18 protein-coding genes and 1 pseudogene are annotated in these 24,933 nt (G+C 62.3%); 9 read left to right on the forward strand and 10 right to left on the reverse strand.

Annotated features, from left to right (window positions below):
• Positions 1-9 precede the first annotated feature (9 nt).
• The 8 genes from hisI (at position 10) to ENJ54_05355 (ending at position 7,153) form a co-directional block, all read left to right on the forward strand.
• Positions 10-378, forward strand: coding sequence for a phosphoribosyl-AMP cyclohydrolase (gene hisI, locus ENJ54_05320; GenBank protein HFC09257.1), 369 nt, complete (start codon positions 10-12; stop codon positions 376-378).
• A gap of 26 nt (positions 379-404) precedes the next feature.
• On the forward strand, positions 405-680 hold the full coding sequence (gene hisE / locus ENJ54_05325; protein HFC09258.1) for a phosphoribosyl-ATP diphosphatase: 276 nt from the start codon (positions 405-407) through the stop codon (positions 678-680).
• A complete protein-coding gene (locus ENJ54_05330; protein HFC09259.1) occupies positions 677-1,825 on the forward strand; it encodes a hypothetical protein in 1,149 nt (382 codons plus the stop codon). Before hisE ends, ENJ54_05330 begins: the two co-directional genes overlap by 4 nt.
• Positions 1,826-1,871: 46 nt before the next feature.
• Positions 1,872-3,692 (forward strand): sortase, encoded by a 1,821-nt coding sequence (locus ENJ54_05335; GenBank protein HFC09260.1) that lies wholly within the window; start codon positions 1,872-1,874, stop codon positions 3,690-3,692.
• A gap of 86 nt (positions 3,693-3,778) precedes the next feature.
• Entirely contained in the window at positions 3,779-4,216 is a 438-nt protein-coding gene (locus tag ENJ54_05340; protein ID HFC09261.1) for a DUF2089 domain-containing protein, read from the forward strand.
• Positions 4,217-4,252: 36 nt separating this feature from the next.
• Positions 4,253-5,284 carry a hypothetical protein gene (locus ENJ54_05345; GenBank protein HFC09262.1) on the forward strand — a complete coding sequence of 344 codons (1,032 nt, stop codon included), beginning with the start codon at positions 4,253-4,255 and terminating at the stop codon, positions 5,282-5,284.
• Positions 5,285-5,313: 29 nt separating this feature from the next.
• Positions 5,314-6,090 (forward strand): hypothetical protein, encoded by a 777-nt coding sequence (locus ENJ54_05350; protein HFC09263.1) that lies wholly within the window; start codon positions 5,314-5,316, stop codon positions 6,088-6,090.
• Between the two features lie 76 nt (positions 6,091-6,166).
• Positions 6,167-7,153: an ABC transporter ATP-binding protein gene (locus tag ENJ54_05355; GenBank protein ID HFC09264.1), complete on the forward strand. Its 987-nt coding sequence runs from the start codon at positions 6,167-6,169 to the stop codon at positions 7,151-7,153.
• A 68-nt stretch (positions 7,154-7,221) separates the two neighbouring features.
• Here ENJ54_05355 and ENJ54_05360 read toward each other — a convergent pair whose 3' ends face one another.
• The 10 genes from ENJ54_05360 to ENJ54_05405 all read right to left on the reverse strand — a co-directional run bounded on the left by ENJ54_05360 (position 7,222) and on the right by ENJ54_05405 (position 20,457).
• Positions 7,222-8,832, reverse strand: coding sequence for a hypothetical protein (locus ENJ54_05360; GenBank protein HFC09265.1), 1,611 nt, complete (start codon positions 8,830-8,832; stop codon positions 7,222-7,224).
• A gap of 159 nt (positions 8,833-8,991) precedes the next feature.
• Positions 8,992-9,576, reverse strand: a complete 585-nt coding sequence (locus tag ENJ54_05365) for a hypothetical protein (GenBank protein ID HFC09266.1) — start codon at positions 9,574-9,576, stop codon at positions 8,992-8,994.
• A 166-nt stretch (positions 9,577-9,742) separates the two neighbouring features.
• On the reverse strand, positions 9,743-10,915 hold the full coding sequence (locus ENJ54_05370; GenBank protein HFC09267.1) for a phenylacetate--CoA ligase family protein: 1,173 nt from the start codon (positions 10,913-10,915) through the stop codon (positions 9,743-9,745).
• 49 nt (positions 10,916-10,964) lie between these two features.
• Entirely contained in the window at positions 10,965-11,759 is a 795-nt protein-coding gene (locus tag ENJ54_05375) for an ABC transporter ATP-binding protein (protein ID HFC09268.1), read from the reverse strand.
• 141 nt (positions 11,760-11,900) lie between these two features.
• Positions 11,901-13,100: a branched-chain amino acid ABC transporter substrate-binding protein gene (locus ENJ54_05380; protein ID HFC09269.1), complete on the reverse strand. Its 1,200-nt coding sequence runs from the start codon at positions 13,098-13,100 to the stop codon at positions 11,901-11,903.
• Positions 13,101-13,190: 90 nt separating this feature from the next.
• Positions 13,191-14,234, reverse strand: coding sequence for a branched-chain amino acid ABC transporter permease (locus tag ENJ54_05385; protein ID HFC09270.1), 1,044 nt, complete (start codon positions 14,232-14,234; stop codon positions 13,191-13,193).
• 36 nt (positions 14,235-14,270) lie between these two features.
• Positions 14,271-15,143, reverse strand: coding sequence for a branched-chain amino acid ABC transporter permease (locus ENJ54_05390; protein HFC09271.1), 873 nt, complete (start codon positions 15,141-15,143; stop codon positions 14,271-14,273).
• 58 nt (positions 15,144-15,201) lie between these two features.
• Positions 15,202-17,118, reverse strand: coding sequence for a long-chain fatty acid--CoA ligase (locus ENJ54_05395; protein HFC09272.1), 1,917 nt, complete (start codon positions 17,116-17,118; stop codon positions 15,202-15,204).
• Positions 17,111-17,983, reverse strand: coding sequence for an ABC transporter ATP-binding protein (locus tag ENJ54_05400; GenBank protein HFC09273.1), 873 nt, complete (start codon positions 17,981-17,983; stop codon positions 17,111-17,113). Before ENJ54_05400 ends, ENJ54_05395 begins: the two co-directional genes overlap by 8 nt.
• 602 nt (positions 17,984-18,585) lie before the next feature.
• On the reverse strand, positions 18,586-20,457 hold the full coding sequence (locus ENJ54_05405) for a tetratricopeptide repeat protein (protein HFC09274.1): 1,872 nt from the start codon (positions 20,455-20,457) through the stop codon (positions 18,586-18,588).
• Between the two features lie 662 nt (positions 20,458-21,119).
• On the opposite strand from ENJ54_05405, the pseudogene ENJ54_05410 reads away from it, so the two are divergent.
• Positions 21,120-21,242, forward strand: a pseudogene (locus tag ENJ54_05410) (energy transducer TonB).
• Positions 21,243-24,933 lie beyond the last annotated feature (3,691 nt).

Genomic DNA, 24,933 nt, shown 5'->3' on the forward strand with positions numbered 1-24,933 from the left:
GGTCTCCCCATGCCCCCACTACCCTCCCTCAAATTCGACGAACGCGGCCTGATTCCCGCCGTGGTGCAGGACGCCCATACCCACCAGGTGCTCATGGTGGCCTACATGAACGAAGAGGCCCTCAAGCGCACGCTGGAAACCGGCGAAGCGCATTTCTGGTCCCGCAGCCGGCAAGAACTATGGCACAAAGGGGCCACTTCCGGCAACATCCAAAAGGTGGTGGAAATCCGCGTCGACTGCGACGCGGACACCCTCTTGCTGCTGGTGGAACCCGCGGGCCCGGCCTGCCACACCGGTAACACCTCATGCTTCTACCGCCGTTTCCCCGCGCTCACATTCGCCCCCTGGCCGCCCACCGCCGACCAAGCAACCAAGTAACCAGGTAACCAAGCCCCCAAAACACCATGACCCTTAACGAACTTTACGCCATCCTCCAGGAACGCCAGGCGCACCCGCGCCCGGAATCGTACACCGCCCGCCTGTTAGAAGCCGGGCTTCCCCGCATCGCCCAGAAAGTCGGCGAAGAGGCCGCCGAGGTCATTGTGGCCGCGCTGGCGCAAGACGACCAGCGGTTGACCGAAGAAATCGCCGACCTGGCCTACCACGTGCTGGTGCTGATGCTGGCGCGCGACCTGACGCCCGACGACATCGCCGCTGAACTGGAACGCCGCCACCGATGAACGTGCTGCTTTTCGACCTGGACGGCGTGCTGGTACAGCCCCTCGGCTACCGCAAAGCCATTGAGGCCGTCTTCCGGCACTGCGTGCGCGGCTGGGGCTGGCCCGACATGCCGCCCCCAGACGAAGAAGTCATCGCCTTCTACGAAGCCCACAGCATCACCAGCGAGTGGGATATGCTCCCGCTAATGCTCGCCGCGGTGTGGGATGCGTGGGCTGCAGCCTATGGCACACCGCCGGAAGGCGCGCTGGACGCCTCCCATCCCGACCAGCCGCCCCCGCCCCCCGATTACCGTGCCGCGGTGCTGCGGCTGGTCCCTCACCTGCGTGCCGGGGCTTACCCCGCGGAAGTTGCCCTTGCCCAGCAGCACCAAGATCCTGACCACGCCCCCTTCCCCCACCTGCCGGCTGCCTCGCCGCTCCTCCGCCGCCTGCTGAGCCACACCCGCGACGTCGCCCAGAACCACACCACCCGCCTGTTTCAGCAATTTGCCCTCGGCAGCGCCGCCTTCACCGCGACCTACGGCCTGCCCGCGGAAGTAGAAACCCCCTCCTTTCTCGAACAGTACGACCGCCCCTTGCTGGAACCCCTGGCGCGAGCCCGCCTGCAAACCCTGCTGGCCCGCGGGGAAGCCGTCGCCGCGGCCTACACCGCCCGCCCTTCCGCGCCACCGCACGGCGAGCCGACGCGGCCTGGCTACGCCCCCGAAGCCGAAATGGCCCTCACCGCAGCCGGCGTGCCTTCCCTGCCCCTCATCGGCTTTGGACGGCTGGCCTGGCTGGCCGAGCAATACGACCTCCCTCCAGAGAAAGCGCTGCTTAAGCCCGCGCCCTTCCATGCGCTGGCGGCCATTTTCGCCGCCCTCCTGGGCGACGAGCGCGCCGCCTTGCAACGCGCCGCGGCATGGTTACTGGAAAGCCGCCCCCTCACCGAGGGGCTGTCCCCCGCCATCACCCTCTACGGCTTCGAAGACAGCGTCGCCGGGCTGCACGGCATGGCCGAGGCCGCCGCAACCCTGCGGGAAGCCGGCATCGCCGTCACTTTCCAGCCCTTTGGCATCGCTACCCACCCTGACAAAAAAACAGCCCTGCGACGCACCGGCGCGCACATTGTGCCTTCCATCAACCACGCATTGTCAAGGCTCTGAGGCCACGCTCCCTCAGCCCACAATTGGGGGTATAATTTTGCCAATTATGGAACAATTCCACTTACGCTGGCGCTCCCCCAAATCGTTCTCTCTGGGCTTTCTCCTTGCCCTTTTCCTGCTGGCTGTGCTGGCCACCCCAGCCCGAGCGTGGGATATCTGGTTGGTCACCGACCACAACCGCATCCTCGTCATTCGCGACGTCGAAACCTCTCCTCACCAGGAATACATCATCACCCACGACGACGTCCCCGACGCTCACACCCGCTTTGGCTACTTTGGCTTTGGCGATATCGGTTTTTCCCTCACCGGCAAACTCTACGGCATCTCGACCACCCTGGAACAAAAATCGCACCTTTACACCATCGACCTGAACACGGGGCACATCACCCAACTGCAGCCGCAACTGCCTTTCGAATGGGGCAACGCGCTGGAATTCGGCCTCCGGACGGACATCGGCTACATCGGCGGCGGGCTGGAAAGTTACCAGCCTTACCGCTATCTTGCCGGCTTCTACGCCTTCTACGACGAGAACCCGACCACCACCACCCTGTGGCACGACATGCGCGCCGACTACCCGCAAGGCGGCTACACCGGCGGCTACACCGAGGCCAACGGCTACCTCTACGCCATTTGGGGACAAGGCAACTGGAACTCGCATCAAACCTACCTGCTGCAAATCACCACCGACGCCGCGGGGAACTTTGTTTCTTACACCAACCTGGGTGACGCCGAAAGCCACGGCGCGCCCGAAGGCATCTGGGGGCTGAACAGCGATGGAGCGCACCTGTATGGCCTTTCCGGGCAAACCCTCTACCGCATCACCATCGAGAACGGCGTGGCTACCTACCACAAAGTGCTCGATTTCAGCCTGTTGCCCGGCGAACACGTCAACGGCTCTTCTTCGCAGATCGCCGACCTCTCCCTCAACCTTACAACCAGCACTTCCTCCCCCACCCCTGGCAACCCGTTTCGCCTCACGGTGAACATCCATAATGCCGGGCCTTACGACGCCAACAGCACCACAGCCCAGGTCACGCTGCCCGTCGGCCTGACGCTAGTCAACAGCAGCACCGCAACCGGCACCTTTGCGGCTACCTCAGGGGTTTGGGACGTGGGCACCCTGCCCGCCAACCAAAGCGCCACCCTTACGCTGACCGTCCAGCCAGAAGGCAGCGGCAGCCTGACCGTGCAGGCGCAAATCACCCATACCGGCCCCGTCGACCCTGACAGCATCGCCTCGGTGGGCTTCGCCGAAGACGACTGGCACGACGGCCAGCCAGACGACGATGAAAGCACCCTTACCCTGCACGTTGCCTCACCACCGCCCACCCCCACGCCTCCCCCACCTCCACAAGGCGGCATCCTGCTGCCCGTCACTGGCCTCCCGCCGGGGCACCTCACAACACTGAAGCCGCCAGACCACGCCTACGCCACCCTGACCCTCACGCTGGAAATCCCCGCCCTGGCCCTGCGTGCGCCCATCGTCGGCGTTCCCCAAGGCCCGCAGGGATGGGATGTGCGCTGGCTGGGTAACACGGTAGGCTGGTTGGAAGGCACGGCTTTCCCCACCTGGGCTGGCAACACCGTGCTTACCGGCCACGTCTGGAACGCCGCCAACACCCCCGGCATCTTCGTGAACCTCAAACGCCTGCGCTTCGGCGACCGCATCCTCATCCATGCCGGGGAATTGACTTACACTTACGAAGTGCGGGAAAACCGCCTGCTACGCCCCGACGACACTTCCCTCGCCCTGGCACACAAAGACTACAACTGGCTCACCCTGCTAACCTGTGAAGACTACTCGCCTACAAGCGGCACCTACCGCTACCGCCGCATGGTACGCGCGGTGTTGACCACCGTCAAATAATTGCTTCCACTGCCTGCCCCAATCACGCGCCCACCGCGGCGCGTTTTTTGTTTTTCAAAACATCCACTTGACAAACTTTAGAATTCATGATACGATGTTTAGGATTTCACAAGGAGGAGGCTATGCCAAAAATTCCAGCCACCTGCCCGCTCTGCGGTGGGAAACTCATCGTCACCGGTTTGCACTGCCAATCGTGCGGCACCACCTTTCAGGGGCACTTCGACGCCCCCCGCAGCGGAAGCGCTTTCGACCGGCTGACGCCGGAGCAATTGCACTTCCTGGAAGTGTTCATCCGCAACGAAGGCAAATTCTCGCGCATGGAAAAGGAAATGGGGCTTTCCTACCCCACGCTGCGCAACCGGCTGCGCGCCATCATCCGCACGATGGGCTACCAGCCAGAAAGCGACGCCAAACCCGCCTCGCGCCTTTCGCCAGCGGCCAAGCAACGCATTCTCGACGACCTGGAAGCAGGCCGCATCAGCGCCGAAGATGCCGTCCGCCTGCTCAAAGGAGAAGAAGCGTAATTTTGCCCCTTTCCACGCTTCCAACTGGAGGTCAAAGTGACAATCCCTGATTTCGACCCCGAAGCCCTCGAAAAGAACATCCGCCAAACCTTGCAAAGCGCCCTCGCCAACGCCCCCTTCATTCGCGAGGAAATCCCCTGGGAAGAAGGCGACACCGCGCCCCTTACCCTCAGCGCCAGCGGCCCGATTCACGTGCAGGGGGAAGACACATCCACCGCGCACGTCCGTGGCCTGGGAACCGCCCGCCACGACCGCCCGCGCGCTTTCCAGATCAACGGTCCAGCGCAGGTACGCGTGCCACGGGCAGCCCACGTCGTGCTCGAAAGCATTGCCGGGCCCGTGCACGTCGGCGGCCTCACCCGCGGCCAGGTGCAAATCGGGGAAATCAACGGCCCCATCAAGGTCAGTGCCACTCAGGCGTGCCTGGGCAACCGCATCAACGGCCCGGCCGATTTCAAAGAGATCACCGAGCGCATTGAGATCCAAAACATCCGCGGCCCCGTGCTCGTCACGCCCTGCCCGCCGCTGGTGCGGCTGGAAGACGTGCGCGGGCCGGTTCGCCTGCATTGCCCCGACCCCGCGGGCAAGCGTATCGTCGTGCACAGCAGCCGTTCAGTGGTCATCAAAGTGCCCGCCGATACAGAGATTCAAGGCACCATCCGCAGCGTGGGGCAGGTGCAGGTTGACCTCAAACAAAACACCTCCCGCCAGGACGCCAAGATTCAACTGCGTGCCGAGCATCCTGAGCGCGCCCTCACCGTAGACATCACGGCGGGGAAACAGGTCTACATTGGCCCCAACCCGCCGGAAATCAGCGAAAGCGCCATCGGTTGGGAACTGTTGGAAAAATTCCTCAACCTGTGGCGGGGGCGGGCCCAAAAACCCGAAAAAGCCGCAACCGCGCCAGCGGCCACAGCGCCGCAGCCCCAGGCCGAAGCCCCCAGCGCTGCGGCTTCCGACCCCGAGGAAGAGTTACGGCAGGCCCGCCAACGCATTCTACGCCTGCTCGCGGATGGCAAAATCAGTCTCGAAGAAGCCGAGCGCCTGCTGGACGCCCTCGAAGCCTAACGCCCCCCTTTCCGCCAGGAGCATGCCCCATGGCCTCCGTACGGCTGTTCTTCATTGCTCTGAAAAAAGAACTGCACCTGATGCGCAGTTACGGCTTCAACACCTTAGCCGAGTTCGGCACCATTGCAATGTTCTTCGCGCTGCTCTACTTTGGCGCGCACGCCCTGGTGGGCAACCGTGGCAACTTCCAGGGCACCACAGAAGCCCTCATCCTCGGCTACTGGATCTGGGTCGGGTTGCTGACCGCTTTCAGCCAGTTCACCTGGACGATTACCACCTACGCTCAGCAAGGCCTGCTGGAACAACTCTTCATGACGCCGTGGCAGTTGCAGAAAATCCTTGCCGTCGAAGCCGCGGCATCCTTCGTCATCAATACCTTCATCAACCTCGGCATGCTGTTATTCTTCATGCTTCTCACCGGCCGCTGGCTGCACCTGGAACCGCTGACCACCTTCCTCCTCTATCTCACCACCTTGCTGCCCGCCTACGGCATCGGCTACGCCCTGGCAGGTCTGGCCATGCGGTTCAAAAACATCCAGAGCGTGTTCAACATCGTGCAATTCATCGTCATTCCCCTGCAGGCCCTGCCGGTCAGCAGCCATCCGTGGCTCAACGTCTTCCCCTTTGCCCAGGGAATGCACATGCTGCTGGAACACACCCGCACCGGCACCCTGTGGTGGCAATTCACCCCCGCCCAATGGGGCATCTTGCTCACGCAGGCCGCGGTGTACCTCGGGCTGGGGCTGGCCCTCTACCACTGGCTGGAAAGCGCCGCCCGCGAACGCGGCCTGCTGGCGCACTACTGATCTTCCAGAATAGCTCTTCCCCTTTCCCGCCTCTTTGTTCTTTTATGGCTATACGAAATTCCGTTGAGTTGAAACCATGACAACGCCCGCCCTGCTGGTCGCTCACCTTTCCAAAACCTACCCTGCCAAAACGCCCGTTGAGGCCGTGCGCGATGTTTCCTTCCAGGTGGCCGAAGGTGAAATCGTGGCCCTGCTCGGCCCCAATGGCGCCGGCAAAACCACCACCGTGAAGTGCATCCTCAACCTGGTACGCCCCACCGGCGGCGAAGTGCAGGTGTATGGTCACGACCACAACGACCTCACCCGCCTCTACCGCCACGTCGCCGCGGTGCTGGAAGGCAACCGCAACATCTTCTGGCGGCTGACCCCCTACCAAAACCTGGAAGTCTTTGCCGCTTACGCCGGCGTGCCGCCCCGCCAGGCGCGGCAAGGCATCGAGCGTTGGCTGGCCTTCTTCCACCTTGAAGACTTCCATACCGAAGTGCGCCACCTTTCCCGCGGCAACCAGCAGAAAGTCGCCATTGCCAGCGCGCTGGTGCGCCAGACGCCCCTCGTCATGCTCGACGAACCCACCCTCGGGCTGGATGTCGAGGCCAAGCGCGAACTCGTGCCCATGATTCGCCGCCTGGCCCGCGAGGAAGGCAAGACCATCCTGCTGACTTCCCACCAGATGGACGTCGTCGAAGCCTTAGCCGATCGGGTCATCATCATTCAAGATGGCCAGGTGATTGCGGAAGGCACCCCTGCCGAATTGAAGCGGCTTTTCGACGCCAAAACTTACCGGCTGGAAATCCGGCTGGCAGGGGGACTTCCCCCGGCGGTGCAAGCGCGCTGGCGATTGCAAGAAATCGAAGCCGCCGACGGCTACCACGTTTTCAGCGTGGTGCTGCCCGACCCCCAACGCATCTATCGCTTGCTCGACGATTTGGAAGCCGCGGGGGCGGAACTGCTGTCCCTCCAGCCTGACATCCCCAACCTGGAAGAAGCCTACGTGCGACTGGTCCAGAGCAACGGGAACGGTCACACACCGTCGCCCGCCTCAGTTTCCCCTCCCAAGCACTGAAAAACGCCCCAAACGCCTCGTTGAAAAAACAGGGAACGGCGCAAAGAGCCGTTCCCTGTGGCGTTATGCTACCCCCCAGGCGTAGGCACAGGGGTCCAAGTCGGCAAAGTGCGCATCCAGGGCGGCAGGCTCTGGAAACGCTGCCACCATCCCGTCCCCTGCTCGCACATGGTGCGGTTGACCAACGGCACAACCACCACCGTCGTCGGCGAAAAACGGCGCAACTGGTCTTCGAAAGCCGTCCAGGCGCGTGGGTCCTTGTCGGGCGCCACAGTGGGCACATCAATGGTCTGGAAGACACGGAAATCCACTGGCTGATCAGGGGGCGGAAGCGTCCGTTGCTCGGCATACAGCACCTGGCGGAAGCGACCCCACGAAGCCACGCTGGCCCAGAAGGGTTCACGTGCCGCCACGGGGATAAGCCCCATTCGTGCCAGCAGGCCGTAGAACGAGCCCCCTGGGCCAATTTCGCCGGTGCAGGCATAGACCCCAGCGGGGAGCGGCGTAAGGGAAGGCGTCACGGTGAGGCCCGGCGTAGCCGTCGCGGTCGGGGGTGCGATGGCTGCCGCGGTCGGCGCAGGGGCGAAGGTGGCCGTAGGGGAAGGTCGCGGGGAAGGCGTGGAAGCGGGCGGCTGGGGCGTGGGGGAAGCCATGAGGGGCGCGATCGTCGGCGCAGGGGCCAACAACGCCCGTCCCAGCGCGACGCCCCCCATCCCCACACCACAACCCACAAGAAAGAGCAACGCCATCGCCAACCACCAGCGACGGGAAAAGCCGCGGGGTGCAGTCGGCGCCGGCGGGGATGCCTGCCCTTCGGCAGGGGCTTCCGCTTCGGTTTCCGGCACGGGGGCGTCCTCGCCCAGCCTTTCCGGCGGGGGCGGCAGCGCAACGGGCTGGGCCGCGGCCAGGACTTCCGACAGTAGCGGCTCGCCGATTTCCACCAGCAGCGCCGAGATGTTATCGGCCCCTCCCGCGCGGTTGGCAAAAGCGATCAGGCGCTCGACCACCTCCTGCGGATTCCCCTCAGCGGCCAGATGGGCCAGATCTTCCGCCGAGGCGTAGCGGGTCAGCCCGTCGGAGCAAAGCAGCACCCGGTCGCCCGGTTGCAGCGTGCGGGTGAAGATATCTACCTCGGGCGCAGGGCGCCCGCCCAGGCTGCGGGTCAGCCGATTGCGAATGCGGGCTTCCCGCGCTTCTTCCGCCGACATCAGCCCTTCCCGCACCATCTCTTCCCCCAGATTGTGGTCACGGGTGATTTGCTCGGCCACCCCATTGCGCAGCAGGTAGGCGCGGCTATCGCCCACGTTGGCGACAATGAGAGTGTGCTGCCACACCACCGCGGCCACTAACGTGGTCGCCACCGGCCGCCCCACAGCCTCTTGCTGGCTATACGCATGAATCTCGCGGCTGGCTTCCTGAATTGCCTGCGCCAACCGCTCCGCGGGAGGCACGTCGGCACGACGGTAGTAAGTGTAGAGCACCTTCTGCACCGCGTAGCGGCTGGCTCGCTCGCCATAAGCCGCGCCGCCCACGCCGTCCGCGACCACATAAAGGCGCCCGCTGGCGCGCAGCGTAGACTCATCGTGCGGCTCAAACCAGCCAAGAAAATCTTCGTTGTGTGCGCGCCTCCGCCCAACATCGGTCGCCCCCGCGGAAGTCACGCGGAAAACCACATTCATGGCACCTCCTCGGCGCTCGTGCCTTGCCTGCAAGGCTTCGGCTTCACCGCCCCAACAGGCGATGGCGCCATTATACCAAAGCGCCCCACGCGCTCACGGCGCACCTGAGCGGTGCGCCGTGGCAGGGGGTGTTTTTGTTTTGTGATTCGAGACAAACCCTTAGGGCAAGAGGGTGTTGATGGTCGCGGCCTCGGCGGCGATGGCGTTGCCGTTGGTGGCCAGGGTGTTGCTGCTGCTCTGAATCATCTGGGCCAGGCTGAGGGAACTGTCGCTAATCAGGTACTCGCTTTCCACAATGCGGTCGGCCATCACGCCGATTTGCAACTCCGTCCAGAGGATGCGGTCGGCCATTTCGCCAATCCGGTCGGCCATTTCGCCGATGTCGTCCGAGAGCGCCAGGGTGGTGCCTTCCGAATTGTCAATGCGGGTGTTGATGTCGTCAGCGGTCACCATGATGGCGGCGGCATCTTGCTCGGTCTGGGAAGCCAGGGCGATGAGGTCGGCGGCCCAGGCGTTCACATCGGGGTTGCTTTCGTTGGTCTGAATTTGTGCGGCGTAAGCCTGAATGGCCTGAGAAGCGCTCACGATGTCGGCGGCCTGCTGGCTAATGGCCGTGGCCTGCGTCTGAATTTCGTCCCACGGATCGGTGGAAGGCACGAAGGAAGCCGCAGCGGCCGGGTGGGCTACTGCACCCACCACCAGGGCCAACACGAGGGAAGTCAGCAAAACGATTTTCTTCAACATGATTTTCTCTCCTTGAGGTCGCCCGCAGGCGAAGTTTTCGGTTTTGTGTGACGCTTATAAGACGGCCCCAGAAGAGAAAAGGTTACAACTTTCCCCCGGGAAAGCAAAAAAATCCCTCGCCAGGAGGGATTTTCTCATCAGCACAAGGAAGGCAATCGTCGCGGGGCTATTCCCACGTGCGCGTATCGCGGATGGGCGGGGCGTCGGGGGGCAGTTCGGCCACCCGGCGCACGGCGAGGCGGAATTTGATGGCATCGCGAGCAGCCGCGGCCAGGCGGTCTTCCAGATCAGCAGGGGCGTCGGGGGCGACGATTTCCAGCGTGAGGTAGTCTTTGTGGGCTTCACGGGTAATCACGGCCTGCCAGCGCGCCACTTCGGGGAAGCGCGCCATCAGGCCGCGCAGTTGCCGGGGGTGCAGGAACATGCCGCGCACTTTGACAGCATCGCCCACACGCCCCAGCCAGCCCACCAGCCGCGGGGTGGCGCGCCCGCAGAAGCACGGCTCGGTGTTCAGCGCCGAAAGGTCGCCGGTGCCAAAGCGCACCAGAGCGTATTCCTCATGCAGCACGGTCACGACCACCTCACCCACCTCGCCGGGCGGCAGCGGCTGGCCGGTGTTGATGTCGCAAATCTGCACAATGACATCTTCCGGCACGTGCCAGCCGTCTTCGGCCTCGCATTCATAGCCCAGGTTGCCGCACTCGGCGGTGCCATAGCCCTGGCGCACGGTGGCAACGCCGCGGTTTTGCAACTCGGCGCGCAGGGAAGGCGGCAGCGGCTCCGCGGTCACGAAAGCCTTTTCCACTTGCAACGACAGGCCAAGGGCGTCGGCTTTGTCGAGCAGGGCTTTCAAATAAGAAGGCAGGCCAATGTAGCCGTTCACCCCCAGCGCGTGCATGGCCTGTACCTGCTGTTCCTGGTTGCCCACGCCGCCGGGCAGCACGGTGCAGCCCACAGCGCGCAGCCCTTCTTCGAACATTGCGCCTGCGGGCGTGAGGTGATAGCCAAAGGCGTTCAGCACCACATCGCCTGCGTGGAAGCCGGCGGCTTCCAGCGCCGAAGCCCAGCGCCAGTAATCGGGGCGGTCGGCTTCGGGTTCGTAAATCGGCCCCGGCGACTGGAAAACCCGCTTGAGGGCGCCGATTTCCACCGCCAGCAGGCCGCCAAAAGGCGGGTCTTGTGCCTGCAATTCGATGAGGTCGTCTTTCCGCAACACAGGAAGGCGGCTGAGGTCGTCCTCCGTGCGAATGTCGGCGGCAGTCAGCCCCGCGGCTTCCAGACGGCGGGCAAAGGCCGGTGCGTGGGCGGCCAAATGGGCAATGAGGTCGGAAAGCGTCATGGGAGGCTCCCTCGCGGTTGACAACGGGCAGCGGACAACGGGGCGGCGGTTACGACAACCAGCGCTTGCGGCGCTTGTAATGCTTGACTTCCCGGTACGACTTGCGCTTGCCCACTTCGGTGAGGCCCAGGTAAAACTCGCGCACGTCGGCGTTTTCTTTCAACTCGGCAGGCGTGCCTTCCAGCACAATGCGCCCGTTTTCCATGATGTAAGCGTAATCGGCCACCTGCAAGGTGAGGTTGGCGTTCTGCTCCACCAGCAAAATGGTGGTGCCTTTCTCTTTGTTGATGCGCTGCACAATGCCGAAGATTTCCTGCACCAGCAGCGGGGCAAGCCCCAGCGAGGGTTCATCCAGCAGCATCAGTTTGGGGTGCGCCATCAGCGCGCGCCCAATGGCAAGCATTTGTTGCTCACCGCCGGACAGATAACCTGCCACCTGCTTGCGGCGCTCTTGCAGGCGGGGGAAATAGGTGTAAACCATCTCCAAATCGGAAGCCAGGCTACTGCGGGCAGGGCGGGTGTAAGCCCCCGCAATCAGGTTTTCCTCCACCGTGAGGTGCTCGAACACGCGGCGGCCTTCCATCACCTGGAAAATGCCCATCCGGACGATGTCTTCCGGGTCACGGTTATGGATGGGCTGCCCCATGAACTCGATGGAGCCGTCGGTCACTTCGCCGTCTTCCGGCTTGAGCAGGCCCGAAATGGCTTTCAGGGTGGTGGTCTTTCCCGCGCCGTTGGCGCCCAACAGCCCGACGATTTTGCCCTCGGGCACCTCAAGCGACATGCCTTTCAGCACGAGAATGACCTTGTTGTAAATGACTTCCACATTGTTGAGGCTGAGCATAACACCCTCGCTGGAAACCGCGCGGCCAGGGGCGCGGTCGTGGCTGGTGAACTCCCCTCCCCCGGCTTCTCCCCTCGGTGAGGGGAGAAGCCACAGGGGAAAACCTGCAACACACTTGGGGAGAGGGTTACGGACAAAAAGTTACGGGGCTTCGATGTAGTCGGTGACGCGCGTCCACTTGCCGTCCTTCACCTCGTAGATGCGCAGGGCTTTGCTGCCGCGATGGCTTTGCGGGGTGAAGGTAATGGGGGCCGTGACGCCGCCGGTGTCGAAGTCTTTGATGGTTTCCAGGGCAGCCTTGATGGCCTCGCCGCTGACATCACCCTTGGCCGCAGCGCGCTTGATGCCCTCGGCCATCACAGCCATCGTCCACCAGCCCTGAACATAGTGCACGCCCTTGGCTTCCAGGCTGGAGCCGTGGTCTTTCAGCCACTTGGCGGGCGCGTCGTGGCCGGGCACGGGGTCGCTGGGGGGCGTGAACGGGATCGTGCCATACACACCTTCGGCAGCGTCGCCGGCCAGTTTGAGGAAGATTTCATCGGCGCACCAGTTCATGTTGATGAACTTGATCTTGCCCAACAAGCCCTGGCTCTTGGCGTCTTTGATGAGCACCGCAGCGGGGCTGGAAACGGTGTGCACAATCACATAGTTTGCGCCGAATTGCTGAATCTGGGCCAGTTCGGCCACGTAGTCGGTCGCGCCCTTGGGCATGGCAAGGTGCATGAAAGCAACACCCTTGGAATCGGCAAACGCTTTGGCATCGGCCACCGGCGATTCACCGAAGGGGCTGTCATGGTGGATGAGCGCCACTTTGGGCATGCCGTCGTGGCCGGAAGCCTTCCAGTCTTGAATGGCCCACTGGATGGCGATGATGGCCTGGTCGGAGTAGGTCACGCCAATGAGGAAGTTGTAGGGCGCTTTGGTGATGTCTTTGACCAGGTTGGCGGAGTAGGAAGCCGACATGTAGGGGATTTTATCAGCCGCAATCTTCGAGCGCAGGGCTTCGGTATCGCCGGTGCCCCAGCCCATGAAGGCTACCACACCGTCGTTGACGTACTGCGAATAGAGTTGCTCGGCCTGGTCAACTTTGTAGGCATAGTCAGCCCATTCCAGGTCGATCTGGCGGCCGTCGATGCCACCGTTGGCGTTCAGCCAGGCCACGTAATCGCGCACGCCTTCGCTGTACGGGGTGCCCACATCAGACGTTGGGCCGCTGAGGTCGAAGAGGCCGCCGACCTTAATGGGGCCGGTCGAGGCATTTTGGCTGCCGCCACCGCCGCAGGCAGCCAGCGCCACCGCGGCCAGCGCCACCACGGCAATCATGAGAAACCACTTACGCATGCTTCACCTCCTGAGTTGGTCGAGAAGAACAAACGAGTGAAAGGGCGAAAGTCTTGCGGCAAATCGTTCCATCACACCTCCTCAACACACCTAATAACTAAACGGCCACAACCGGAAGTAATCTTTGATGTCTTCCCACAATTTCTTCAAGCCCTCCGGCTCCAAAATCAAAAAGAGGATGATCACCAGGCCGAAGGTGGCTTCCTGAATGAACGGCATAATAGCGTTGATGGACGGGAAGACCTTTCGCAATGCACGGCCCGCATTGGTCAGGAGGGCGGGCAACAGCGTCATAAACGACGCGCCGAACAACGAGCCGGAAACCGACCCCATGCCACCGATGATGATCATCGCCAGGTAAAGCACCGACACATCCAGCGTGAAGCGTTCCCAGGTCACGATGCTGCGGTAGTGCGCCAGCAACGCCCCCGACACACCCACGAAAAAGGACGAAATGGCAAACGCCAGTAACTTGTAGCGGAACAAATTCACGCCCATGACCTCGGCGGCAATGTCCTGGTCGCGAATGGCAATGAACGCCCGGCCATAATGGGTGCGGAAGAGGTTGAGGGTGAGCAGCGCCGTAATGCCCACCAGCGCCCAGGCCAACCAGTAGAAGTTGAAATCGGCATTCATGCGCAGGCCAAAGAGGTGCGGGTCGGGCACCACCAGGGCCTCCACCCCACCGGTCAGGCCTTTCCAGTGCGTCACCACCCAGAGGATGATTTCCTGCGCGGCTAAGGTGGCAATAGCCAGGTAAAGCCCTTTCAGCCGCAGCGAGGGAATGCCAAAAAATGCCCCCACCGCCGCGGTGACAAAACTCGCCACAATAATCGAAAGATACCACGGCATGCCCAACCGCACCGTCAGCAGGCCCGCGGCATAGGCCCCCACCGCCATGAAGCCCCCCTGCCCCAGGCTGATCTGGCCGGTATAGCCGGTGAGGATGTTCAACCCAATCGCGCCCACGGTAGCAATGGCAATCTGGTTGGCCAAGGTGAGGGTGTATTTGTTGGCGAAGAAGGGGAACAGCAAAATGAAGAGGATGAACAGCACAATGCGGATTTTCTGCGCCGGGGTCCGCCGCAGCGCCATATCCGATTCATACGAGGTATGGAAAACACCAGAAACCATAACCGCCTACTCCTCTGCAGGGGAACGACTTACGGGCTACACGCGCTCGATGATTTCCTGGCCAAAGAGGCCATACGGCCGCACCATCAGGATGAGGATGAGCACAATGAAGGAAATGACCTGATTCAACCCCATGCCGATGTAGCCGCCAACATAGGCTTCCAACAGGCCGATAATCACCCCCCCCACAATCGCGCCGGGAATGGAATCCAGCCCGCCCAAAATCACCACCGGGAACACCCGCAGGCCGAAGCCCGCCAGTTCTGGCCCCACGCCCACAATGTTGGCCACCAGCGCGCCGCCGATGGCCGCGGTCATGGCCGCAATCGACCACGCCCAGGCAAAGATGCGCTTCACGCTGATGCCCATGCTCATCGCGGCCTGCTGGTCATCGGCCACGGCGCGCATGGCAATGCCTTCCTTGGAGCGGGTAAAAAAGAGGTTAAACAGGAAAAGCATCACCCCGGCGATCACGATCGCCCACAGGCGGTCGGCACCCACCGTCGCGCCCAGCACATGCACCGGCTTGCTGGGGATGAAAGCCGGAAAAGCCCGCGGCTGGTTGCCCCAAATGGTGCTCACAATGGCCCGCAGCAGGCTGCTCAAACCAATGGTCGCCATGATGACCGAAATGATCGGCTCACCGATCAGCGGGCGCAGCACCAGCCGCTCGACCGCCACGCCAATGCCCACTGCCACCAACAGCGTGAGCACCAACCCAATCGTCCACGGCAACGAGAACTGCACCAGCATGGAAAACATTACATACGCGCCGATGAGCAAAAACTCGCCCTGGGCAAAGTTGATGACGTCGCTGGATTTGTAGATGAGCACAAAGCCCAACGCCGCTAACGCCAGAATGGCGCCGTTGGTCAGGCCGGTGAGGGTGAGTTGAATGAACAAATCCATAATTGGCCTCTCGGGGAGAATGCAAGTTGCAGGATGCAAGTTGCAGGATGCAGGGGTGCTACTTGCCGGCAGCGTCGGAAATATCGACGTCTTCGATGCGCAGGTTGGTGCGGATGGTCGCAGTCCGCCCGTCCTGATAGGTAATCGTGGTTTCGACGGGCACGCTGGTCGCATCGCTGTAAAGGGCCGAGATCAGGTCGTCGTAGCGCTTGGCAATCAGGCGGCGGCGCACCTTGCGGGTGCGGGTGAGTTCGGCATCGTCGGCGTCGAGTTCCTTGTGCAACAACAGGAAACGGCGGATGCGCGCCGCGGGCGGCAGGTCGGCATTGGCCTGCAACACATGCGCTTTGACGATTTCGTACACCTCGGGCTTCTGCGCCAGGTCGGTGTAGGTGGTGTAGGGCACCTGGTGTTTTTCAGCCCATTTGCCCACGTTGGCAAAGTCAATATTGATGAAAGCCGTGACAAAAGGCCAATCGCCGCCAAAGACCACGGCTTCCCGGATGTAGGGGCTGAACTTGAGTTTGTTTTCGATGAACTGCGGGCTGAATTTGGTGCCGTCGGCCAGAGTCATGACGTCTTTGGCACGGTCGATGACGATGAGGTGGCCGTCTTCATCAAGATAGCCCGCGTCGCCGGAATGCAACCAGCCTTCCTCGTCAATGGCCTGGGCGGTGGCTTCGGGGTCGTGGTAATAGCCAACCATCACCGCGGGGGAACGCATCAAAATTTCGCCGTTTTCGGCAATCTTGAGCTCGGTCTCAGGAATTGGCAGGCCGACGGTTTGGAACTTGATGTCGCCGTCGCGATGCACCACCGCAATGCCCACGATTTCGGTCTGGCCGTAGATCTGCTTGAGGTTGACGCCCATCGCGTGGAAGAAGCGGAAGATGTCCGGCCCCAGGGCCGCGCCGCCGGTGTAAGCCCGCTTCAGCCGCCGCAGCCCGAGCTGGTCTTTGATGTTCTCGAACACCAGCCAGTCGGCCAAAAAGTAGAGGATTTTCAACCCCAGCGAGGGCTTTTCTTTGCGGAAGCGGATATCGGCCATGCGGTAGCCGATGGGCATGGCCCAGTTGTACATGAAGCGCTTGAAACGAGTAGTGTCTTCGATTTTGACCTGCACCTGGCTGACCAGGCTTTCCCAGATGCGGGGCGGGCTGAAGACCATCTGGGGGCCGATTTCCCGCATGTCATGCTGCACGGTTTCCGGCGCTTCGGGGAAGTTGATTTTGAAGCCCACATTGAGCGCGCAGGCCACCGAACTCATTTGTTCGCCGATCCAGGCCAGCGGCAGGAAGGAGACGAACTCGTCGTCGGGCTCCATTGGGTCCACAGCCATCAGGTTCTTGCCCATGCTGATCAGGTTGCCGTGGGTGAGCATGGCCAGTTTGGGGCGCGAAGTGGTGCCCGACGTGGTCGAAAGAATAGCGAGGTCGGAAGATTTCCCGCGGGCGACCCTTTCCTCGTAAAAGCCGGGGTGCTCTTGCTCATATTCCTTGCCCAGGGCTTCCACGTCGAGGAAGTACATGAGGTAGTCTTCCGTGTAGTTGCGCAGGCCCTTGGGGTCGTAGTAGATGACCTTGTGCACCTGGCCTTCCAGTTGCGGCCAGATTTCAATCAGTTTGTCAACCTGTTCCTGGTCTTCGGCGACCACAAAGGTGGCGTCGGACCGGCTGACAATATCGAGCACCTCTTCGCTCACCGAGTCTTGATAGATGCCCACCGACTTTGCCCCCATAGACTGGGCAGCCAGTTCGGCGAAGAGCCATTCCGGACGATTGTCGCCGATGATAGCCACGGTGTCTTCCGGCTTGAGACCCAGGGCATGCAGGCCCAGCGCGAAATATTTGACGTGGTCGTAATATTGCTTCCAGGTAACGGGTTGCCAGATGCCGTAAATGCGCTCGCGCAATGCCACTTTGTCGGGGGTGCGCTCGGCGTGCATGGCGAGGTATTGAGGCAGCGTTTCAGGCATGGGGGCCTCCTGCTGCACCGGCGGCAAAGGGGAAGACCGCCTGTTCTTCACCCAGGTAAGCCTGCACCACAACCGGGTTCTTGCGAATTTCGTCGGGCGTTCCTTCGGCAATCTTCTGACCGAAGTTGAGCACCGCGACCCGGTCGCTGATATCCATGACGACCCCCATATCGTGTTCAATGAGCACAATGGTCACGCCGTGCTCTTCGTTGACGTCCAGAATGAAGCGCGCCATGTCTTCCTTTTCTTCGCTGTTCATCCCAGCCATCGGCTCATCCAGCAAGAGGATGGCCGGCTTCATGGCGAGGGCGCGCCCCAGTTCCACCCGTTTTTGCAGGCCGTAGGCCAGGGTGCCCACTTTTTTGTCGCGGATGGATTCGATTTCCAGCAGGTCGATGATGTCTTCGACAAACTCCCGGAAGGCAATTTGCTCGCGCTGGGCAGGGCCCCAGTAGATCATCGCGCTGAGCAGGCCGCTCTTCATGTGCACATGGCACCCCGCGAGCAGGTTGTCGAGCACGGTCATGTGTTTGAAGAGTTCAATGTTCTGGAAGGAGCGGGCGATGCCAAGGCGGGCAATCCGATGAGGGCGCTTGCCAATGAGTTCATGGGCGCGCGTGCCATCGTAAAAGGTGATGCGCCCCCGCTGCGGTTTGTAAAGGCCGCTGATGCTGTTAAGAAGGCTGGTTTTACCAGCCCCATTGGGGCCAATGATGGCGAAAATCTCGCTCTGGCGCACCTCCAGGCTCACGCCGGTGAGGGCCGCGACGCCGCCGAAACTCAGGTGCAGGTTTTCAATCAGCAACTGGGTTTCACCTGGCTTGAGACGGCTGCTGTTGAGGGTATGGCGAAAACCTCGCAGCATGGCAACTCCTTGCCTCTCCGGGGGCATCCCCCGGGATGGATGGGGAAAGTGGACAATATCGCGTTTTCAACTGGTCAAAGGGGTGACGTTGGTCATATTGCCAATAGTGTTGCTCATCAGTATGGCATATCTTCGCGGAAAAGTCAACCGGGTTTTAACGGCAAATTAATACTCCCCCCATCCCCGCTACAAACCCTCTTAGCTGGACTTTATCATTTACACATAAGGCCTTTCGCTCAAGCAGGTTGAAAAGCCTTGAGGTAGGGTTGCGGAGTTCAGCCCGCAAAGAATCGCTAAACGAGTCTCTGCGAGCCTGGTAAAGCGTCTTCCCAAGCGACCTGGCACGTACTTTCAAGGATAGCCAGGAGCCCCTGGACCAATTCCCACCAATGCCGGGCGGTCAGGCGTTCTCGCTGCAAGGCGTCGCCGACGACATCATGGCTGACCCTTGCCAGATGTTCGGCCAGATTGGTACAACTGCAGGTGACCGGTGTACTAATCAAATACTCAACACACTGCTGTTTGGCGAGCATGCCCATAGGAATACCTGATTCACGCTACAAGCGAAAGTCCCAACCATTTCATTCAAAACTCCTACAACTTCATTTGCCGGTCACAGGGGCCGAAAGCGGCGTGGGGGTGGGTGTCGGCGTCGGCGGCACCGGCGGCGCCCCCAGAAAGCGCAGGGCTTCCTTCGCCCGAGAACGCAGTTGCTTATCCTGGCTCAGCAGCAACACCTGCTGGAAATCGGCAATGGCTTTCTCGCGCTCGAAAAGGCGGTAATAAGCCACCCCGCGGTTGAAATAGGCCTGATCCAGCCGCTCTTTCAACTGAATGGCCTGGGTGTAATCGACAATGGCCTCCTTGTATTCCCGGCGGCGCAGGTATACATTGCCCCGCATGTAATAAGCCGCGCCATCGTTGGCGTTTTTCTCAATGGCCTGCGTAAATTCGTCCAGGGCATCCGAATAACGCCCTTTCTGGAAATACAGCACCCCCAGGTTGTAATAGGCTTTCGCCAAATCGGGTCTCTTTGTCGCCAACGTTTTCCAGTCGGCTTCTGCTTTATCCCATTCTTTCTGGGCAAAATATACCAACCCCCGCTGGTAATAAGCATCCACCAGGTTAGGCGAAAGTTTCAGCGCCTGGGTGAAATCGGCAATGGCCTTGTCGGTTTCCTGCAAATAGGCCTCGGCAATGCCCCGGTTGTAATAAGCCAGGGCATAATCCGGCTTCAGGCGCACTGCTTCGTTCAAATCCTCGACGGCCTTTTTCCATTCCTTCAGCGCAATGTAGAGATTGCCGCGATTGTTGTAGGCTTCCGGGAAATCAGGCTTCAGGGCAATGGCCTTCGTAAAATCGGCCAGCGCCGCATCCTTGTTCCCCAAATCGCGCTGCACATTGCCCCGGTTGAAGTACGCGCGCGCAAACTTGGGGTTGAGGGCAATAGCCTTGTTCAGGGCCGTCAGGGCTTCCTGCAAATTTTGCGCGCGATAGGCCAAAACGCCAATCACATATTCGGTGTTGGCATCCTCGCCGTTGATAGAAAGTACATGGCGGTAATTTTCGATGGCCTGCTCGTAGTGCTTCTGCTGCGACCCGGCCACCGCGAGGTTGTAATACGCATCGGCATTCTTGGGGTTGAGGGAAACCGCCTTTCGCCAATCGGCAATGGCCTTGTCGGTTTCCTGCAAGGCATAATACACATTGCCGCGGGAGTAATACGCAATGTCGGCATTGGGCTTCAGAGCAATCACCTGCGACCAATCGGCCAGGGCCTCTTTCCATTCCTTCAGGGCAGCAAAACACTCCGCCCGCAGCGCCAACACATCGGGGCGCTTGGGATTTTTGGTGAGTAGCTGGTCCGCGTCGTCAATGGCTCGCTGATACTGTTTTTGCAGGAAGCAAGCCTGTGCGCGCGCCCAGCGGGCGTTCTGGCCGTCGGGGCGAATCAGCAGGGCGCTGGTCCAATCGGCAATGGCCTTATCGAGTTGCCTGGCCTTCTGGTACGCCACGCCCCGCTGGTCATAAGCATCGGCATCGCGCGGGTTCAGCAAAATTGCCTGGCTGAAATCGGCAATACTTTTGTCAGTATCCCCCTTTTGCAACCACACCAGCCCCCGGATGTAAAAAGCCCGCGCGTTGCGCGGGTCCAACGCCGCCGCCCGATTGAGGTCGGTCAAGGCGTTGTCGAGGCGATCGAGGTAGAAATAAGCCGTCCCTCGCCCCACCAGGGCGTCCACCGCATCCGCATCCAGCAGCAGGGCCTGCGAGAAGGCTTCAGCCGCGCCCTTCCAATCCTGCGCGCTAAGGGCTGCCCGCCCTTTGGCGACATAAACCGCGATTGAGGGCGTGGGCGCTACAGGTTTTCCCCCTTTCACGGCTGGCCCCATCACGCTTAGCACGAGGGAAGCCAGCACGACGGCGCCTAAAAGAATCGTGAGCGTGCGGTATTTGCTCAGTTGCCTTTGCAAAATGCCCTCCGGCGGCGCCACGTTGCAGGGCCGCGCCAGCCGGAGTCAGGGCTGGCGCACAACCAGCACGAAGATACCGCTCTTCGTGGTCGTGGCCGTGATGCGCCCAGCGGCCTGCAACGCAGGGAGTTGCTGCACCGAGCCTTCCGACATCGCCCACGCCAGGATGTTCCCTGTTTGCAGCAGGTAGTCGGCCCACACCATCACGTGGGCTTCGCTCCACGCATCGCTGCCATCCGCATGCCAGCGGAGCAATACCGGCACCTTCTGCCAGGTGCGCCGGTCGGGGTTCAGCAGCCACCGCCGCATCGGCAGTTCCACCCACTGGCCCTGGTCGGCATCCCAATGCAGCACTGCAAGGCCTTTGCCTTCCCACGGCTTCCACAACGGGAAGGAAACCGTCAGCGGCATCTGCTCAGGCATCTGGGTCACTTCCTGGCCTTCCGCATCCCACAGGCGGACACGGACGGCATCGAGCAGGCGAAAGCCCTGCGGCAGCGGGGCGGGCAAGTCGGCTTCCCCGAGGTGACCGATCGCCACCAGAGTTGCCCAGGCATCCGCCCCCGTGGGCAGAATCACGGCCTCGCCGCCTTGCGGGTAAGCATCCTGCCTGCCTGTGCCGATGCTCTCCGGCGCTGCCGGATATTCTAACATAACAATGGTCACCCGGTTGTGCGCAACCGCTACCCGCTCACCGCTGCGGGCAATCACCACCACCGGCGCCACCCACGGCTGCGGCTGCGGCTGCGGCTTGCCGCCCACGCAGAACACCCGCTCAATGCTGATGAGCACATCCAGGCCGCATTCCACATTGTAAGCCGTGTCGTAGCCCGGCCCGCCGTCGAGCACGTTCCGGACAGGGCTGGCGTAGAAGGTGTCGTCGCCGCTGCCGCCCGTGGCGTTCTGGAAATCGCGGATGCCGCCCGTGCCCGTGGCTTTGCCGTGCAGCAAGTCCACCGTCACGCCGGTCGTGTAGATGCTGTAATCCAGCGTGTTGACGCCCGCACCGCCATCGAGGAGCCCCTGGCCGAAAGCAAAGGTGCCGCCGTCGTGGGCAAAGCGGAAGAGGTCGTCGCCCAGGCCTCCAATGACCTGCTCGATGTAGTTGTCGGCATGGTAGGCCCGGTCGCCCACGCTGTCGGTCACGGTCACGCTGCCCAGGGTCACGGTCAGGTCGGCTTTCACATCGCCGAAGTCCATCGTGTCGAAGCCGCCATGCAGGCCTTCCTGCACCGTATCGTCGCCCCAGGCATCCTTGAAGTAGTAGATGTTGTTCTGGTTGTCGCCGATGAGCGTGTCGTCGCCGTGGCCGCTGAGGATGTTCTCGAAGTTCGTCAGCGTATCGGTGCCAATGCCGTTGGGGGCGGTGCCCTTCTGCTGCGCCACGCCAGTGGACAGGTTGACCGTCGCGCCCACGGTGTCGTGTGCGATGGAAACCGTATCGTTGCCGCCGCCGCCATCCAGGACGTCGTTGCCGGGACCGCCCTCAATGATGTTATCGTGCCCGTCACCGATGACCGTATCATTGCCGTGACCGGCCCACACATTTTCAATGCTCACCAGCGTGTCGTGGCCGATGTCAGCACCGTCGGCGGTGCCCGCAGGCAGGTTCACCACCATATCGGCCATCGCGTCGGGCTCAGCGTAAGTGTCGCTGCCGCCGCGGCCATCCACATAGTCGTTGCCCATACCCGGCGTGAAGAGGTTGTCGCCATCGGTGCCGTAGAGGCGGTCATTGCCACCGCCGGTCATCGCGTTCTCGAAGTTCAGCACCTCGTCGTTGCCCGTATCCGTCGCCGGATCGTTGCCCGCGCTGTGCGAGTAACCCGCCGCCAGGTCCACCGTGAGGTCATCCAGCGTGTCGGCCTCCTTGAAGGTATCGTTGCCGGCCTCGCCGTCCAGGTAGTCATCGCCGCCATAACCGGTAATCGTATCATCACCGGGGCCGCCGAGGATGCGGTTGACCTTTTCGTTACCGATGAGCGTATCACCCGCCTGGCCGCCGATGATGTTGGCAAAGTTGGTGATACCCATCTGCGTGCCCGTGGCCTGGCCGGAGGTACCCCGCAAGTCCACATACACCGGCGTGGTGTAGGCGCTGTAATCCAGCGTATCGCCACCGCCCTGCCCGTCGATGGTACCCTCCACCCCCGCACCGTCTTCGAACAGGAAGTCATCCGCACCGGTGTTGCCGCGCAGGTTCTCGATGGAACTGAAAGTGAAGTCGCCGTTGAGCACACCGCTGTTCTGGCCGGTGAGGTGCCAGGTATTGTCGCCTGGCGGTGCGGTCAGCGTATCCACCGCGGGCGTCCCTACCACGCCGTCGATGTTGTCGAAGCCGTTGGGCAGGGTAATCTGCTCGGTGCCCTGATAGCCGTCCACGCTGCCCTCGCCGATGAGCCTCAGCACCAGTGGCTCGTTGTAGGAGCGGCCGCTGTAATCCAGAATGTCGTGCCCTGCGCCGCCGTCAGCCATGCTGCTCAGCGTGCCGCCCGTGGCGAAGGCAAAAGTGTCGTCGCCCGTGCCGCCACGCAGGTTTTCCATGCTCTGGAAGGCAAATTCGCCGTTCACATCGCCAGCATCCTGGCCGGTGATGTGCCAGGTCGTGTCCGCATCCGGCCCAAGCAGCGTATCCTGCGTCGTGCTGCCGCCCACCACGGCTTCCACCTGCTGGAAGCCCGCCAAACCGGTCGCTGTGTGGTCGGCCAGGCTGACGGTCACCGCCGAAGTGTAAGCGCTGTAATTCAGCGTGTCGGTGCCTGCGCCGCCGTCTACCGTGCCGGGGAAGGCCGCGCCGTCAGCAAAGGCAAAGGCATCGTCCGCTGCAGTGCCCACAAGACGTTCCACATTGATTGGGCCGGTGCCCCAGTTGTGCAACACGCTGCTGCCGTTGCTGGCGCCGCTGCCGACCACCTGCAAGCCGTCGTCAATGTTGAAGGCCACCGCATCGCTCACGCCGCTGAAGTCGAGCGTATCGGTGCCGCCATCCGCCGCCTCGACGACGGTGTCGGTGCCCCAGCCATCGGCGAAGGCATACACGTCGTCGCCGCCGCGGCCGATGAGCGTGTCGTTGCCCGGGCCGCCCTGGATGCGGTTGGCGGCATCGTCGCCCGCCAACGTGTCGTCGCCGGAGCCGCCCAGGATGTCTTCCACACCACTCACGCCGCCCGTGATGCCTGTGGCAACGCCCGTGAGCAGATCCACGTTCACGGCGCTCGTGTAGGGGCTGTAATCCAGGGTGTCAGTGCCTGCGCCGCCATCCACCGCGCCGTTGAGCACGGCCGCGTCGTTCAGGCGGAAGGTATCATCGCCCGCCTCGCCGTGCAGGTTGAGGCCCTGCGCGCCGCTCACCACGAAGGTATCGGCCTGTGCGCCGCCGATCAGGTTCTCAAAGGAAACCAGGTCCAGCGAACGGCCCTGCGCCTGATACCGGTTGGCGCCGTCCAGCGCCCAGGTGGCGTCCATGTCGGCGCCAGTGAGCGTATCGGCAGCCGCGCCGCCGGTGAGCGCGTCAAGGTTGTCAAAGGCCGTCTGGGTGGTCTCGATGACGCCCTGGAAGCCGTCGGTGGTGCCGAGGGCCGTCAAACGCACGCTCACCGGGGCCGTCGCCGCCGCGAGGCTGACGCTGTCGTGTCCTGCGCCGCCGTCCAGCGTGCCCGGCCACACCGCGCCGTCGGCGAAGGCAAAGGTGTCGTCGCCCGTGCCACCGGTCAGGGCTTCCACCGTGGAAGCATCGTCCACGGTCACCGTGTTGCCCGAGCCATCGCCGACGGTGAGGCTCTGTCCCACATCGAAGGTCAGGTCTGCGCTCACCTGCGAGAAGTCCAGTGTGTCGTTCCCCTCGCGGGGCTGCTCGCGCACCACATCCTGGCCCCAGTTGCCGGTGAAGACATAGGTATCGTTGCCGCCGCGGCCCACCAGGGTATCGTTGCCAGAACCGCCCTGCAGCACATTGTCGTTGTCGTCGCCGTAGATGGTGTTACCCGCCGGGCTACCGACGACATTCTCAATGCCTGCAACGCCCCCCGTGCCTGTGGCCGTGCCAGCCGCCAGGTCCACATCCACCGGACTGGCGTAGCCGCTGTAATCCAGCGTATCGGTGCCGCCACGGCCATCCACCACGCCGCCCACGCCCCCCGTGTTCTGGAAGGCAAAGGTGTCATCCGCCGCGCCGCCGGTCAGGTTCTCCACGCTCTGGAAGGCAAAGCCGTCCACATCGCCCGCATTCTGAGCAGTGATGTGCCACGTGTTGGCCGCGTTCGCGCCTGCCAGCGTGTCGGCCTGGCTGCTGCCCACCATGCCGTTCATGTTGTCGAAGCCGCCGCCCAGCGCCGTTGCCGTCCCGGCATAGCCGTCCACGCCCCCGGCCCCCGTCAGCGTTACCGTCACCGCACTGCCGTAACCGCTGAAGTCGAGGGTGTCCTCAGCATTGCCGCCGGTCAGGTTCTCCACGTTCTGGAAGGTGAAGCCATCCAC

Source organism: Chloroflexota bacterium, from assembly GCA_011322445.1.
GTDB lineage: Bacteria > Chloroflexota > Anaerolineae > Anaerolineales > DRMV01 > DRMV01.